General features: G+C 61.7%; 12 protein-coding genes and 4 tRNA genes. 7 read left to right on the top strand and 9 right to left on the bottom strand.

All coding sequences use genetic code 11. From position 1 onward, the window contains the following. Nucleotides 1-103: 103 nt before the first annotated feature. From BLT89_RS10420 to BLT89_RS10405, 4 genes are all read right to left on the bottom strand, one after another. Entirely contained in the window at nt 104-1,528 is a 1,425-nt protein-coding gene (locus tag BLT89_RS10420) for a DUF1254 domain-containing protein (RefSeq protein ID WP_172829128.1), read from the bottom strand. A 350-nt stretch (nt 1,529-1,878) separates the two neighbouring features. Continuing rightward, complete coding sequence (locus BLT89_RS10415; protein ID WP_090194771.1) at nt 1,879-2,931, bottom strand: saccharopine dehydrogenase family protein; 1,053 nt, start codon at nt 2,929-2,931, stop codon at nt 1,879-1,881. 128 nt (nt 2,932-3,059) lie between these two features. Continuing rightward, entirely contained in the window at nt 3,060-4,610 is a 1,551-nt protein-coding gene (locus BLT89_RS10410) for a DHA2 family efflux MFS transporter permease subunit (RefSeq protein ID WP_090194769.1), read from the bottom strand. A 1-nt stretch (nt 4,611) separates the two neighbouring features. Continuing rightward, nucleotides 4,612-5,646, bottom strand: a complete 1,035-nt coding sequence (locus BLT89_RS10405) for an HlyD family secretion protein (protein WP_090194767.1) — start codon at nt 5,644-5,646, stop codon at nt 4,612-4,614. A gap of 104 nt (nt 5,647-5,750) precedes the next feature. On the opposite strand from BLT89_RS10405, the gene BLT89_RS10400 reads away from it, so the two are divergent. The 6 genes from BLT89_RS10400 to BLT89_RS10375 all read left to right on the top strand — a co-directional run bounded on the left by BLT89_RS10400 (nt 5,751) and on the right by BLT89_RS10375 (nt 8,740). Beyond that, nucleotides 5,751-6,641: a LysR family transcriptional regulator gene (locus BLT89_RS10400; RefSeq protein ID WP_090194766.1), complete on the top strand. Its 891-nt coding sequence runs from the start codon at nt 5,751-5,753 to the stop codon at nt 6,639-6,641. Between the two features lie 57 nt (nt 6,642-6,698). After that, complete coding sequence (gltX, locus tag BLT89_RS10395) at nt 6,699-8,180, top strand: glutamate--tRNA ligase (protein ID WP_090194764.1); 1,482 nt, start codon at nt 6,699-6,701, stop codon at nt 8,178-8,180. Nucleotides 8,181-8,287: 107 nt separating this feature from the next. After that, a tRNA-Ala gene (locus BLT89_RS10390) sits at nt 8,288-8,363 on the top strand. A gap of 52 nt (nt 8,364-8,415) precedes the next feature. Next, nucleotides 8,416-8,491: transfer RNA gene (locus tag BLT89_RS10385), tRNA-Glu, on the top strand. Between the two features lie 49 nt (nt 8,492-8,540). Next, nucleotides 8,541-8,616: transfer RNA gene (locus BLT89_RS10380), tRNA-Ala, on the top strand. A gap of 48 nt (nt 8,617-8,664) precedes the next feature. Beyond that, nucleotides 8,665-8,740 (top strand) — tRNA-Glu (locus BLT89_RS10375). 109 nt (nt 8,741-8,849) lie between these two features. On the opposite strand, the gene blaOXA is transcribed toward BLT89_RS10375, so the two are convergent. The 5 genes from blaOXA to BLT89_RS10350 form a co-directional block, all read right to left on the bottom strand. Then, nucleotides 8,850-9,623, bottom strand: a complete 774-nt coding sequence (gene blaOXA, locus BLT89_RS10370) for a class D beta-lactamase (protein ID WP_090194763.1) — start codon at nt 9,621-9,623, stop codon at nt 8,850-8,852. A 43-nt stretch (nt 9,624-9,666) separates the two neighbouring features. Next, nucleotides 9,667-10,863, bottom strand: coding sequence for a BaiN/RdsA family NAD(P)/FAD-dependent oxidoreductase (locus BLT89_RS10365; RefSeq protein WP_090194761.1), 1,197 nt, complete (start codon nt 10,861-10,863; stop codon nt 9,667-9,669). A 129-nt stretch (nt 10,864-10,992) separates the two neighbouring features. After that, nucleotides 10,993-11,325, bottom strand: coding sequence for a hypothetical protein (locus tag BLT89_RS10360; RefSeq protein WP_090194760.1), 333 nt, complete (start codon nt 11,323-11,325; stop codon nt 10,993-10,995). Next, the gene (locus BLT89_RS10355; protein WP_090194758.1) at nt 11,322-11,849 is read right to left on the bottom strand and encodes a GNAT family N-acetyltransferase; all 528 of its coding nucleotides are present in this window, start codon (nt 11,847-11,849) and stop codon (nt 11,322-11,324) included. Before BLT89_RS10355 ends, BLT89_RS10360 begins: the two co-directional genes overlap by 4 nt. A gap of 71 nt (nt 11,850-11,920) precedes the next feature. Beyond that, nucleotides 11,921-12,970 (bottom strand): AraC family transcriptional regulator, encoded by a 1,050-nt coding sequence (locus BLT89_RS10350; protein ID WP_231975011.1) that lies wholly within the window; start codon nt 12,968-12,970, stop codon nt 11,921-11,923. 130 nt (nt 12,971-13,100) lie between these two features. Here BLT89_RS10350 and BLT89_RS10345 point away from each other — a divergent pair, with 130 nt between their 5' ends. Beyond that, a complete protein-coding gene (locus tag BLT89_RS10345) occupies nt 13,101-14,714 on the top strand; it encodes an FAD-dependent oxidoreductase (RefSeq protein ID WP_231975010.1) in 1,614 nt (537 codons plus the stop codon). Nucleotides 14,715-14,716 lie beyond the last annotated feature (2 nt).

The following is a 14,716-nucleotide window of genomic DNA, read 5'->3' as shown; positions in this document are numbered from 1 at the left end:
TCTCCGTGGTTAACCTCTGAATGGTGTGGCTGTTCAGGTTGGGTTGGCTGCTGGAAATCCAGTCGTCCGGCCAGGCAGTGCATGCCTGGCCCGGTCAGGTGAACTAGTCGGCGAGCATCACCGGCGGGATCACCCAGGCATTGTTTTTCAGTGTTTCGCCGATGCCGTACAGGCGCAGTATCACGCTGAACGGAGCATCGGGCGCCGGTAGCCAGTTGGCCTGCTTGTCGGCAGCGGGAGCATCCTTTTGCAGATAGATGGTCAGCGAGCCGTCGGCATTCTTCTGCATCTGCGGCAAGCTGCCGGAGTTGATGTTGTAGCGCTGCAGCGGGTTCTCGACGAAGCTGCGGCTGGCGGCGTCATACATGGTCAGTGACCAGAATTGCTCAACCGGTGGCAGCTCGCCGGCTTTGAAGGTCAGGCTGTAATTGTGCTTGCTGGCATCCAGGGGCTCGCCATTGGCCAGCGTGCTGCTGATCGGATAACGCGCTTCATCGGCGTTCAGGCCGAAAGGCGCAGCGCGTGCCAGTGCGGCGCGCTTGAGGTAGTCGCCGGTGTAGTTGTTACGGTCGCTGTCGAGCGAGAAGTTCCAGTTCCAGCCATTGACGCGGGGGCCGGCGTTGGCAATCAGCGCATTGATTTTCGCATCACCGGCCTGCACGCCGGCCATCAGCTGCGGACGGTATTTGGCCGCGAGGGTCTTGAACGTGTCGAAGTTGCCCGAGCCCAGACCGATGCTGGCGATGCGTTCACGCAGTTCGCGGTCTTCCGGACGCACCGGAACCAGGCCCAGGACAAAATTCAGGTAGCCAAAAAAGTTGCTCTTGGCCAGTTCGCGATCGATCTTGGGGAAGTTGATTTGCGCTGCGGCAGGCGGGGTTGCCGTGCCCAGATAATTCGACAGGCTGCGCACGTGGTAGCCGGCTTGCACGGCCCGCACGCCATCAATGTCCTGCAGATTTTTCAGCTGGGTACGGAACAGGGCGTTGCTGAACAGGCTGGTAGCGCGATACACGCCTTTTATGCCCGCAGGCGTCTCGCCCTGCCAATCCGGCCCGACCACCAGAAAGTCGCCTGCTGCATTGCCGGTGGTATTGGTACCGATCAGGCCGAAATTCACCGAGCTCAGATCGGTCAGCATCACCGAGTGATAACGGGATTTCTCGACCGCGGGCACCGAGATCACCATGGGTTCGGCACGCAGATCCAGCCAGGCGTTGCAGTACAGGGTGTCATTGTTGACGAAGGGTATGGCCTTGTCTGCCGGAGTCGCCGGCTTGGCCATGCAGCCCAGCTGATTGATGGGCGCCTTGAACTGCGGCGATGCCGAGTCGACGCTGAAGGCATACAGCACCGCGTAGGTTGATACCAGCGGCAGCCCGTAGATGTAGGCATCTTCGGCAGTGGCCTGAATGCGCGCAGCTTCGGGGCCGGGAGCGCTTTCGGTCTGCGCCTGAACAGCCAGCGATGCGGCCATGAACAAGCCGGACAACAGCCAGCGGCCAATGGGATTGGTCAGTGTTTTCATCATTTCTCCACAACGGTTCGAGTGGGTAAAAGGGGGTGGCATGGCGCCCCTTGCATAAGATATTGGTTTAAATGCCGGCTACTCCTGGTCGCCTGTGCAGCCCTCGGCAGCGCTGGCGATGCAGACCCTGGTGTTAGCCGGTAATGGGCCCGGCGCAAGCATGATTTTGCTCATGCGAATGAGCTCTTCCCGAAGGCTTAGTAAGCGTAGCAAAGATCATTGTCGGCAAAATCCGCCCCGGCGTATTTCAGCAAGGGCGCGAATTTTTGTTATGGATCGCTACTCGATGGGAACGGCCGACCCTGCGCAGTTGCTGGCTCGCTGGCCGGATTTCTCACTGCTGCAGGCGTTCAATCCAGATCAATGCGCCGCGATCCCTGAAGCTCCAGCACGAAGTCCGGGCCAAAAAGACCCCCCGGTGTCCGGAAGCCTGGCTGCAGTTTGCCAGCCAGCACACGCATGGCAATTTCAACAGCCGAGTCGACGGTGAAGGCATAGCCTTCCTTGACCTGCAGGTAAGTGCGGCATTGCTGGCCCCGGGCATTGCTGGCAACGGCAATGAACTCGGCGGTCTGGCCGCTCTGATAGGCCGCACTGGGCCCGCTGATCCAGCGCCGCGCCTGCGCCATGAAGAACCTCTGCACCCCGGGGCGTTGCAACATGCCCGGGAAAAAACCACCCAGCCGCATCATCGGTGCCGCACCGGGCATCAGGCTCATGTATACCGCAATGTCGGGAATGCCGGTGGTGTGCCAGGCCGAGGAAATGTCGCCCCAGGGCAGACCGACGAGCTTGACGCGCTTGCCCTGGAAGTCCACCAGCCGACGGTCGGCGCCGGCGGGTCGTTCGACCAGTACGCCGTTCTCGCGTACCAGATTGGGCAGGCCCATGTTCTCGACAAAGGTGCTGGCGGTACCGGGGGAGAGTCGTTCCAGTGCGCGGATATAAAGCTCCAGACTGGTGGCATCGGGCAGCCGTCGCTGCATGTGTGCGGCGAGGCAATCGCTGGGCACCACATCCATCCCGGTACCCGACATGGCCATGATGCCGGCTTGTTGCAGTTCGGCATTGCGTGCGGCGATAGCGTCCATCACCTGATACTCGCCGGTGATGTCCAGGTAGTGTGCGCCTGCGGCAATACAGCCATCGAGCATCGGCTGCGCGGTGGCCGAGAAGGGTCCGGCGCAATGCAGCACCACGCTCACACCCGCCAGGCCTTGCCTGACTGCCTGCGGATCATGCAGATCGAAGCTGCGCTGCGGCAGATCCAGTTGCCGGCCTATGGCCGCAATCTGGGCAGGATTCCGCCCGGCAACGATGGGCTGCAGCCCGCGTGCAAGGGCAGCGGCAGCTATCTGTCGACCGGTGTAGCCGTTGGCACCGTAGATCAGCAAAACACTCATGGCAAACCTCCCCGGTTCAGTCCGCTAGCAGCACGAAGTAATCGCGAGCCAGCGGTCACCGGAGTCCAGTTTGCATCATTGCCGTATCGTCCAGCCAGAGCCTGCGCACAGGCTCGGTATGGCCGGCTTCAGTGTCCAGGTGCGGCAGTGGCGCCAGCCGGAAGCGGCTTGGTCAGTAGCGCCGCCAGCAGCGCAATGAACAGGGCAATGCCTACCGCCATGAAGGCATCGTTGTAGGCCATGATCTGTGCCTGCTGGTGGACAGTTTCACTGAGCTTGCCGAGCGCCGCGTTCTGGTTGCCGAGCTTGTCGGTGAGCAGGGCCAGCCGCTCGGCGACCTGGGGGTTGCTCGGTACTATCGCTTCGCGCAGATAGTCGAAATAGGTCTTGCTGCGATTATCCAGCAGGGTGGTGAGCAGGGCGATGCCGATCGCGCCACCCAGATTACGCAGCAGGTTGTACAGCCCGGAGGCCGACGAGGCGTCCCTGGGCAACAGATAGCACATGGCAATCAGCGAGCTGGTAACCATCACGAAGGGCTGGCCGATGGAGCGGATGACCAGCGTATGGGTTAGCTGTTCGCCGGCAAAGTCCGGACTGAGGAAGGAATTGGCCACACAGGAAAGGGCAATTAGACCCAGGCCAAAGGCGCACATCACCCGCGGTGCCACGTATTTCACTATGGTCGGGATCAGCGGAATAACCAGCAACTGGGGCAGGCCGGTCCACATCATCACGCTGCCGATCTCGATCGGGTTGTAGTTGTGTATCTGCGACAGGTAGATCGGCACCAGGAACACCGTGCCATAGATGGCGATGCCGGTCATGAAGCTGATGATGCTGCCCAGGCCGAAGTTGCGATCGCCGAGGATGCGCAGGTTGATCAGCGGATGCTCCAGCGAAAACTGCCGAATCACAAAGGTGCCCAGGCTGATGAAGGAGATCACGCCCAGGATGATGATGAAGTCCGATTCCAGCCAGTCCTTGCGATAACCCTCTTCCAGAAACACCTGCAGGCAACCCAGGCCGATGGCCAGACAGACAATCCCGGCATAGTCGGTCTGCTTGAGCAGACTCCAGGTCGGCGGCACCTTGTCGATGCTGTACATCAGGCCGGCGAGCATGATCAGGCCCGGCGGAATATTGATATAGAAGATGTATTCCCAGCCCCAGTTTTCCGTCAGCCAGCCGCCCAGGGTCGGGCCGATGGCGGGCGCGAAGGTGGCGGTCAGGGCGAACATGGCCATGGTTTTCGAACGCATGTGCGCCGGCACTTTGAGGATCGACAGGGTGAAGGCCATGGGGATCAGTGCGCCGCCGGTGAAACCCTGCATGGCGCGAAACACGATCATGCTGTTCAGGCTCCAGGCCATGGAGCAGAGCAGCGAGGAAATCAGGAAGCCGCTGGTGACCCACAGTGCCAGACGGCGCAGACCGAGCAGATTGATCAGCCAGCCGGTGAGCGGAATCATGATGATTTCGGCCACCAGATAGGAGGTGGAAATCCACGAGCCTTCTTCAAGGGTGGCGGACAGGGCACCCTGGATTTCCTTCAGTGAGGCATTGGTGATCTGGATGTCCAGCATTGCCATGAAGGCGCCGAGCATGGCGCAGTAAAGCGCTATCCAGTCACGCGGGGTCGGATCCTCGGTGGCCTGGAACATCCCCTTTTCGGACATGTCACTCTGTCCTGAGGTCTACCGAGACCTCGACCGACATGCCGGGGCGGATTTTGCCCTGCAGCGGGTTGTCGGCAGCCAGGGTCAGCTTGACGGGAATACGTTGCACCACCTTGGTGAAGTTGCCGGTGGCATTGTCTGGTGGCAACAGACTGAATTGCGCCCCGGAAGCCGCAAACAGGCTTTGCACTGTGCCTTCAACCGGTGTGTCGGGAAAGCTGTCGAACTTCAGTTCGGCCTTCAGCCCGGGTTGCATGCGGCCGATCTGGGTTTCCTTGAAATTGGCCTGCACCCAGATGCTGTCTTCCGGCACCACTGCCAGCAGGAAGGCGCCGGGCTGCACGATCTGCCCGGCACGGACAGTCCGCTGGCCAACCATGCCGCTGACCGGTGCGCGGATTTCCGTACGGCTCAGATTGAGTTCAGCCTGGGCGATATCGGTTTTGGCCGTATCGACCTGGGCCTCGAGGCGCTTGATTTCAGCCTGCAGGGTATCCACCTGCAGACGTTGCGCCTGCAGGTCGGCTTCGGCCTTGGAGACCCGCGAGCTGGCCACACGGCTGTCGGCGGCGAGGGTGGTTACCCGTTCCTCGGAGACATACCCGGGCTTGCGCAAGGCTTGTGCCCGGTTCAGATCCATCTGCGTGCGGCCCAGGGTGGCCTGGGTGGCGCTGACATCGGCCTTGCTTGCGGCGATCAGGCTGGACTGCTGCTTGAGTTTGCTGCGGGCCTGACTGAGTTCCGCCTCGCGGGTGGCCAGTGCCGCTTTGGCGCGGTCCAGCGCCAGTTTAAAATCATCATTTTCCAGGCGAACCAGCGGGTCGCCTTGTGCTACCTGCTGATTGTCTTCCACCAGAACTTCGGCGACCCGTGCGCCAAGCTGGCTGGAGATCCGCGTGATTTCAGCCTGCACGTAGGCATTGTCGGTGGATTCATGGAAGCGACCGATCAAAAGCCAGTGGATGAAGAAACCCGCAGCAACCAGACCAAGCAGTAACACAAATTTGAGCATGCGATTTTTCAGTTGGGCAGGCATGGGGTGCTCGGAGTCATGACAATGTAATCGGGCAATTTAACAGTGTTCCCCTGAAGGATATAGAGGCTAGAATTCACATGCTTTGTTGCCTATGAGGAACAATCATGAGTCTGGATGATGCACAGGTCTTTACCCGTGTGGTCGAGCTGCACAGTTTTACCCAGGCGGCCAATAGTCTGGGCATGCAGAAGTCCACGGTCAGTCGGCGAATTGCCTTGCTGGAGGAGCGGCTGGGCGTCCGTCTGCTCAATCGCACCACGCGCAAATTGCGCCTGACCGAGGTTGGTCAGGCCTATTACGAGCGCTGCCGGCAGATCATGCTCGACTTTGCCGAAGCCGAGCAGGCGGTGATGCAATTGCAGCAGGCGCCTTCCGGTTTGCTGCGGATTACCGCGCCGATCGAATTCGGGCAGTTGTTTCTCGGTCAGGCCGTCGGTGCGTTCCTGCGCGAGTTTCCGCAGATCAGCGCCGAGGTGGAAATCACTTCGCGCAGCGTCGACCCGGTCGAGGAGGGCGTGGACATCGCCATCACGGTCGGCCAGCCCCAGGACTCCACGCTGATTGCACGCAAGCTGTTCGAAAGTCCGCGGCGCTTTTATGCCAGTCCGGACTATCTGGACCGCCATGGACAACCCGCGACTACCGCCGATCTGGTCGGGCACAGGGCTATTCTGCTACCCCAGGATAATCCGCGGTACTGGCCGGTGGTCGGCGAGCAGCGCCTGTGCAATCGCTGCCTGTCGTGCAACAACATCACCTTTGCCCGTGAAGCGGCGATTGCCGGAGCGGGTATTGCCGGATTGCCGAGCATGATCTGCCGTGAGTCGGTGGAGAGTGGACAGCTGGTGGAGTTGTTGCCCGAAGCAGTTTTGCCTGCCGGAGAAATCTACGCGGTATATCCGTCGCGACGCTTTCAGGCCATGAAAGTCCGGGCCTTTCTGGATTTCGTCATCCAGCGTTTGCCTTCCACCGGCCGTGATCTGCTGGAGCCCTGAGTAGGCGGCCTGCTACCATTCGCCCCCTTGCCGGCTCCCTTCGTTTCGAGATTCCCGATGACTACCGTTCGTACGCGTATTGCCCCGTCACCTACCGGTGACCCCCATGTAGGCACTGCCTATATCGCGCTGTTCAACCTGTGTTTTGCCCGCCAGCACGGTGGCCAGTTCATCCTGCGCATCGAGGATACCGATCAGCTGCGTTCGACCCGCGAGTCCGAGCAGCAGATTTACGATGCCCTGCGCTGGCTGGGCATCGAGTGGGACGAGGGTCCGGATGTCGGCGGGCCACACGGGCCGTACCGGCAGAGCGAGCGCGGCGACATCTACAAAAAATACTCGGCGGAACTGGTCGACAAGGGCCATGCCTTCCCGTGTTTCTGCTCGGCCGAGCGCCTCGATGCAGTGCGCGCGCAGCAGATGGCCAACAAGGAAACTCCGCGCTACGACGGCCACTGCATGCAGCTGGATCCGGCTCAGGCTCAGCAGCGGGTAGCCGCTGGCGAGTCCCATGTGGTGCGCATGAAGGTGCCGGACACAGGCATCTGCACGGTGCCGGACATGTTGCGCGGCAACGTCGAGATTCCCTGGGATCGCATGGACATGCAGGTGCTGATGAAAGCCGATGGCCTGCCCACTTACTTCCTCGCCAACGTGGTCGACGATCACCTGATGGGCATCACCCATGTGCTGCGCGGCGAAGAATGGCTACCGTCAGCACCCAAGCTGATCAAGCTGTACGAATACTTCGGCTGGGAGCAACCGGCGCTGTGCTACATGCCGCTGCTGCGCAATCCGGACAAGAGCAAGCTGTCCAAGCGCAAGAACCCGACCTCGGTGACCTTTTACGAGCGCATGGGCTATCTGCCCGAAGCCATGCTCAACTATCTGGGGCGCATGGGCTGGTCTATGCCGGATGAGCGCGAGAAGTTCTCCCTGGCCGAGATGATCGAGCACTTCGACCTGTCGCGGGTTTCCCTCGGCGGGCCGATCTTCGATCTGGAAAAACTTTCCTGGCTCAACGGCCAGTGGCTGCGCGAGTTGCCGGTGGAACGTTTTGCTGCCGAGGTGCAGAAGTGGGCGTTCAACCCGCAGTACCTGATGCAGATAGCGCCGCATGTGCAGGGGCGGGTGGAAACCTTCAGCCAGATCGCGCCGTTGGCCGGCATGTTCTTCATGGGCGGCGTATCGCCGGATGCCAGCCTGTTCGCGCACAAGAAACTGTCCGCCGAGCAGGTGCGGCAGGTCATGCAGCTGATTCTGTGGAAGCTCGAAGCGCTGCGGCAGTGGGACAAGGAGCGGATTACCGGCTGCATCCAGGCGGTGGTCGAGCATCTTGAGCTCAAGCTGCGCGATGCCATGCCGTTGATGTTCGCCGCCATAACCGGGCATGCCAATTCGGTATCGGTACTGGATGCCATGGAAATCCTTGGCCCGGACCTGACCCGCTTCCGTCTGCGTCAGGCCATAGAGCTGCTGGGTGGCGTGTCCAAGAAGGAAACCAAGGAGTGGGAAAAGCTGCTCGCAGCCATCGCCTGAGCACCGGTTAAGTAGTTGTTCTGGCTGCAGAAAGAAAGGCTGCAGGTGGCGAAAATCAGGTTGACAGGCACAGGGGTGGCTAATAATATGCGCCCCGTCTTAGTGACGGGGCTATAGCTCAGCTGGGAGAGCGCTTGCATGGCATGCAAGAGGTCAACGGTTCGATCCCGTTTAGCTCCACCAAATTTCCAGCAATTCGCAATATAAGCGGTAGGCGAATTGCACGAAGGTTTATGTCCCCTTCGTCTAGTGGCCTAGGACACCGCCCTTTCACGGCGGTAACAGGGGTTCGAGTCCCCTAGGGGACGCCAGTTGCAAACCGCAGTGCTATAGTGATGCGGGTCGGGAGACATTAAATCCGGGGGTATAGCTCAGCTGGGAGAGCGCTTGCATGGCATGCAAGAGGTCAACGGTTCGATCCCGTTTATCTCCACCAAACACTAACAGGCCAGCTGCAAAGCTGGCCTTGTTTTTCGAAGGTTTTGTCCCCTTCGTCTAGTGGCCTAGGACACCGCCCTTTCACGGCGGTAACAGGGGTTCGAGTCCCCTAGGGGACGCCATTTTCAAATCCGGGTTTTCCGGTTCAAGGGTCATCTACGGATGACCCTTTTTTTATGCCGCGTGTTTTTTGTGGGCGGTCCTGACCTGCACAGCACAGGCCCTGCGCCTTTATGGCAGCACACCCTTGGCCTGCAGGGCAGCGCGGGTCAGCGACAGCCGCAGCGGCAGCTGGCTGTCGGTATGGATGTCCAGATTGGTGGCAAACAGCCAGACATCGTCGCTCGTGACTACGTAGCCGACATACCAGCCGATTTTCGCTGTCGAATCTGCGGCCAGTCCGGTCTTGGCATACAGGGCGTAGTCGGCCGTTTTCTCAACCAGCATGATCGCCTGCAAGGTGTCATAGGCCGCCGGGCTGAAGGGCAGGCGGCGCTGGTAAAGTTGCCCGAGAAATGCCACCTGTTCCCTGGCACTGACTTGCAGGGAGCCGTCCAGCCAGAAGGTGGTGGTGTTGAACGGTTCCTGTAATTGGCCGAAACCGATGTCGTGCAGATACTCGCGGTACTTCTGCGCACCGACTTTCGCCGCCAGTTGCTGGTAACACCAGACACAGGAGCGCTGGAAGGCGCTTTCCAGCGTCTGGTCCTGATTCCAGTTGGCCACTGAACGGACCTGACCATCCCACTTGAAGGGACTGTCCTTGCCGGCAACCACGCCTTCCTGCAGGGCGATCAGCGTGTTGAGGATCTTGAAGGTGGATGCCGCGCTGAAGCGCTGCCCGGCGCGGACATCGTCATGCACGAAGGTCTGGCCCGATTTCAGCGAAGCGATAACCATGCTGCCCTGCACCTGCTGGCGCGCCAGCAGCGCGGCAAGCGTCTGGTCTTCGGCCATAGCCGGCAAGGCAAAGAACAACGCCAGAAGCAGCAGATTTTTCAACATGGCCGGGTTTCTCCAATGCGATTCAGCTGGCGCAGCATGCCCCTCAGACCACCAGTCCGGCCGCGTGCCCCGATGACCAGGCCCACTGGAAGTTGAAGCCGCCCAGATGCCCGGTGACATCCAGCACTTCGCCGATGAAGTACAGCCCCGGCTGGCGTTTGCTTTCCATGGTTTTCGACGAGACCTCGTCGCAACTGACGCCGCCCAGGGTGACCTCGGCAGTACGATAGCCCTCGGTGCTTGACGGGCGCAGCACCCAGCCATGCAGCCCGTCGGCAATCTGCAGCAACTGCGCATCGGGTATTTCGGCCAGCGGTGTTTCCGCATAGGCCGGCCACAACAGCGCCTGCAATTCATCGACCAGACTGCGCGCCAGCTGTTCGGCCAGCAGGGTGCGCAGCAGTGAACGCGGATGACTTTTCTTGCGTGCGAGCAAGCCGTGTTGCATGTCCTCGTCGGGAAACAGGTTCACCGTCACCGGCTCGCCGGGCAGCCAGTAATTGGACAGCTGCAGCACCGCAGGGCCGGACAGACCGCGATGGGTGAAGAGGATGTTTTCCCTGAAGCTGGCACGCGGGTTATCCATCAGCACTTCATGAGCCAGTCCGGACAGCCGCTCTGATATCGCCTTGAAGCCGTCACTGAACATGAACGGCACCAGTCCGGCACGGGTCGGCAGCACGCTGTGGCCAAACTGCCGGGCCAGGTCGTAACCGAAACCGCTGGCGCCCATGGTCGGAATCGACAGCCCGCCGGTAGCCACCACCAGCGACTCGCCAGTGAATTTCCCCAGACTGCTGTCGATCAGAAAGCGCTGGCCACTATCGGCCGTTGCCTTGACGCCGGTGATCTCGCAGCTGGTGCGAATCTCCACGCCGGCATCGGCGCATTCAGCCAGCAGCATGTTGAGGATGTCTTTCGCCGACTCGTTGCAGAACAGCTGCCCATGCTTGCGTTCGTGCCAGGCAATGCCGTGCTTGTCCACCAGCGCGAGAAAATCCCACTGGGTGTAGCGCTTGAGCGCGGAAATGCTGAAGTGCGGGTTGTCCGAAAGGAAGTTGTCCGGCGTCACGTCCAGATTCATGAAGTTGCAGCGACCGCCGCCGGACATGAGGATCTTCTTGCCGACCTTGTTGCTGCGGTCCAGCACCAGTACCCGCCGGCCGCGCTGCCCGGCCTGCAGGGCGCACATCAGGCCGGAGGCGCCGCCGCCGATGATGATCACGTCGTAGGAGGTCACGCGCTCAGCTCCCGGGTTGAATTAAGGGCGCGAATTCTGGCACAGGCTGGCGCTGATTACCTGCCGGAGTAGCGTGAAGCAGGCAAGGACAATTGCTGTCAGCACCTGCCTGCTTCAGCAGCTGCAGGATTACTGGTTGACCGGATTGGCCTTCTTGAACTCAAAGGCGGTGACGCAGGCGGGCAGGTCGTAAAACATCGGTGCGGCTCCGGAGCGGTTACCGTTGTATTCAGCCGATTGGCGCTTGCAGTCCTGCTCGCTATTGGCGGTTTTTTTCGAACTCATGCACTCGTTGAATAGCTGTTGGCGCAGTGGCTCGAGCTTGGCTGTGCGTGCGGCCTCGCAGGCCTGGTCGAGTTCGGCCTGACGTTGCAGCGTGGCCTGTTTATCCGCCTCGAAGGTGGCGGCAGATGCGCTGCTGGCCAGCAAGGCAGTGAGTAGCAGTAGGCGGACGGAAGTCATGGTTGATCCTCGGTGCTGTTTGCAGATGGGCGAACCGCCAGACTTTTGTACATGACAAAGGCATCTACATAGCCGGCAGAGGGATGCAAAAAGGCCTGCGGCAGTGTCCCGACTATAGCAAAGCCGTGTTTTTGCCAGAGCCGTACGGCGCCGCTATTGGTGGATACCACCAGGTTATATTGCATGGCACGGAAACCCATGCGGATGGCTTCCTGTTGCGAGTGCTCGCACATGGCCGACGCGATGCCCTTGCCGCGTGCCGCCGCGCCAACCACATAGCCGCAGTTGCACACATGGGCGCCCTGGCCGGGCTGGTTGGCTTTCAGGTAGTAACTGCCGAGCAGTTGCCCCTGTTCATCTGCGGCGACGAAGGTGGCAGCCGGCAGTTCGACCCAGGCCCTGAAGGCCTCCTGTTCGCTGATGTCGGGCGGGAAGCTGTAGGTATCCCCGGCGCGAAATACCGGCTCGAGGATCTGCCAGACCTGCGGCCAGTCAGCTTGGTTGAATTCTCGAATCGTCGTCATGGTCAGGTGTCGGTTGTGGTTTGGATGCTGTGAAGTGCTCGATGGAATCGGACGTTACAGACTTTGCTGCATTACTCAAAGCCGCTTTCCCGGATTTCGCTGTCATGGTTTGGCGCGGCAAGACTGGCCGAAGTGGCAATAGCCGCGTTCTGCAGGCGCCACTGTGCTGGGGTCTGACCGGTCCAGCGTTTGAAAGCGCGCCAGAAGGTGCTGGGCTCGGCGAAGCCCAGGCTCTGGCCGATATCCGTCAGGGCTTGCCGGGTGTTGGCGACGGTGTGCAGGGCGGCGTCACGGCGGGCCTGGTCGAGCAGGCTGGAGAAGTCCAGCTGCTGACTCTGCATGCGCCGCGCCAGGGTGCGCGGGCTTAGCCCGAGGGCCTGGGCGGCACTGGCACGACTGGGGACCCGGCTATGCAGCTGGGTGTCGATCCAGCGGCGCAGGTCCTGTGCCAGGGTCTCGGGCGGAGAGAGTGCGGCCAGACGGGTAGCGGCATACTGCTGATGGACCCGCGCCAGTTGTGCATCGGCCTGGGGCAAGGGTGCGTCGAGCCAGGCGTTGTCCAGCAGCACGCCGCTAAACGCCTGATCGAACTCGACCGGACAGCGGAACACGGCATGGTAGCCGCCCGGTGGTCCGATCGGGGACTGGCTGAACTGCACCTTCAGCGGTTGCAAGGCACTGCCCGACACCCACCGGGCAAAGGCCACCATGGCCGCCAGCACCGCCTCGATCTGCTGCGGACTGAACGGCAGCAGCCCCTGGCGCGGGTGATAGACCAGCCAGCTCGACTGGGTTCCGGCGATCATCTGCAGGCGCCCGCCGTCGCTGATCAGGCGCTGGTACTTCTGCACTACCGCGATCGACTCGCGCAGCGTCGGTGCCGACTGCAACAGGTAGCTGACCACGTTGAAGCTGGCCGGGCCGACCAGTGCGCCAGCCTTGAGGCCGAAGCCCGGATCGCCGGTAAGCTTTGCGGCAGCGCGCCACAGCCGGGTGATGTGGTCGATGGGCCAGCGTTCCTCGCGCAGCTCGGCGGGGGCTATGCCCGCTGCGGCGAGCAACGCCTCCTGGGTGACGCCCAGACGCTGCGCGGCGCTGAGGACGGTGTTGACCCAGCTCATGGAGACGGTGGCCTGTAAAGTCAATTGGCGTGGCCTGTAAAGTCAAGTGTAGGTGGATGATATGCAGCTATTGTTGCCTGTGACAATGCGCATGATTCCTGCGCAGGCAGTGCGGGTGAGGAGACTCAGGTTGGCAACGACAACAGTGCAATCGGATGTGCTGGTAGTGGGTGGCGGGCTGGCCGGATTAGTCACGGCGCTCGAAGCCCTGCGTGCCGGCAAGCGCGTGACGCTGGTGGATCGCGACAGCCCTGAGCGGCTTGGCGGCCTGGCGCTGTGGGCCTTCGGCGGCATGGCGCTGGTGGGCACCGCCCTGCAGGCGCGCATGAAGATTCCCGATACTCCGGAAGTGGCGCTGCGCGACTGGCTGCGCTTTGGCGAAATGGCCGCGGACGATCACTATCCGCAGCAGTGGGCGCGTTACTACGCCGAACATTCCGCCGCCCAGGTGTATGACTGGCTGCTTGGTGAAGGCGTGAAGTTCATGCCGGCGGTGAACTGGGTCGAGCGCGGGATGCAGGGCGACGGCAACAGCCTGCCGCGCTATCACATTGTCTGGGGCACCGCCCGCGAGCTGGTGCGGCGGATGATCTCGGCCCTGCACGCTGCCGACAGTGGCGGCCGGTTGAAGCTGATGCACCGGCACCGCATCACGGCGCTGGAGCACCAGGCCGGGCAGCTTAATGGAGCCTTGGCCGTTTGCGAAGAGACTGCGGCCGAAGTGCGCCTGCAAGCGCCGGTGGTGGTGCTGGCCATGGGCGGCATCAACGGCAGCCATGCACAGACACGAGCCAACTGGCCCGCGCACCGACCGATGCCCGCGAGCATGCTCAACGGCGCCCATCCCCATGCCGACGGCAAGCTGCATCACTGGGTGGCCGATGAAATGGACGGGCAGATCACCCATGCCGGCGAGATGTGGAACTACGCTGCCGGTTTCCCGCATCCCTATCCGCACTTCGCCGGCCATGGCCTGTCGATCATTCCGTGCAAGTCGGCGCTGTGGCTTGATCACCGTGGCCGGCGCATCGGCCCGGAACCGCTGGTCACCGGCTTTGACACCCACTGGCTGTGCCAGCGCGTGGCCGAGCAGGAAAAACCCTGGACCTGGCACCTGTTGAACTGGCGCATCGCGGTCAAGGAATTCGCCATTTCCGGCGCCGAGCATAACCAGCGCATCCGCGACATGCAGTTCCCTGCGTTTCTCAAGGAAACCCTGCTGGGCAACCATCGCCTGATCCGGCAGATGCAGAGCGAAAGCCCGCACTTTCTGGTCGATGACACGCTGGCCGGACTGGCGGCAAAAATGAATGCACTGACCTGTTCGCACGACATCGCCCCCGGTGTGCTGCAAGCCACTGCCGATGCCTTTGACGCCAACTTTGCCGGCGGCTCCCGCCTGCACAATGACGACCAGCTGCGCCGCATCCTGCACGCCCGCCAATGGGGGCCGGACCGCCTGCGGACCTGCAAGCCGGCGCCGCTGCAGAAGCCCGGTGCCGGGCCATACATTGCCATCCATATGCAACTGATTACCCGCAAGAGTCTCGGCGGTTTGCAGACCGATCTGCACAGCCGCGTGCTGGATGCCACCGGCCAGCCGGTCGATGGCCTGTACTGCGTGGGCGAGGCCGCCGGTTTTGGTGGCGGAGGTGCCAGCGGCAAGCGTTCGCTGGAGGGCACCTTCCTGCCCGGTTGCATTCTTACCGCCCGTGCCGCCGCGCGTTCGTTCAACGCCGGCTGATC

It is taken from the genome of Pseudomonas pohangensis (assembly GCF_900105995.1).
Classification (GTDB): domain Bacteria; phylum Pseudomonadota; class Gammaproteobacteria; order Pseudomonadales; family Pseudomonadaceae; genus Aquipseudomonas; species Aquipseudomonas pohangensis.
The sequence above is the reverse complement of the archived record's forward strand: the minus strand, read 5'-3'. Positions and strand labels throughout refer to the sequence as shown.

Bases quoted from the DNA above. Each gene is read 5' to 3' on its own strand.
- BLT89_RS10400 (WP_090194766.1), top strand. From the start codon at position 5,751: ATGAGTCTGGATGATGCACAGGTCTTTACCCGTGTGGTCGAGCTGCAC.
- BLT89_RS10420 (WP_172829128.1), bottom strand. From the start codon at position 1,528: ATGAAAACACTGACCAATCCCATTGGCCGCTGGCTGTTGTCCGGCTTG.
- BLT89_RS10355 (WP_090194758.1), bottom strand. From the start codon at position 11,849: ATGACGACGATTCGAGAATTCAACCAAGCTGACTGGCCGCAGGTCTGG.
- BLT89_RS10360 (WP_090194760.1), bottom strand. From the start codon at position 11,325: ATGACTTCCGTCCGCCTACTGCTACTCACTGCCTTGCTGGCCAGCAGC.
- BLT89_RS10350 (WP_231975011.1), bottom strand. From the start codon at position 12,970: ATGAGCTGGGTCAACACCGTCCTCAGCGCCGCGCAGCGTCTGGGCGTC.
- BLT89_RS10410 (WP_090194769.1), bottom strand. From the start codon at position 4,610: ATGTCCGAAAAGGGGATGTTCCAGGCCACCGAGGATCCGACCCCGCGT.
- gltX (WP_090194764.1), top strand. From the start codon at position 6,699: ATGACTACCGTTCGTACGCGTATTGCCCCGTCACCTACCGGTGACCCC.
- blaOXA (WP_090194763.1), bottom strand. From the start codon at position 9,623: ATGTTGAAAAATCTGCTGCTTCTGGCGTTGTTCTTTGCCTTGCCGGCT.
- BLT89_RS10415 (WP_090194771.1), bottom strand. From the start codon at position 2,931: ATGAGTGTTTTGCTGATCTACGGTGCCAACGGCTACACCGGTCGACAG.
- BLT89_RS10405 (WP_090194767.1), bottom strand. From the start codon at position 5,646: ATGCCTGCCCAACTGAAAAATCGCATGCTCAAATTTGTGTTACTGCTT.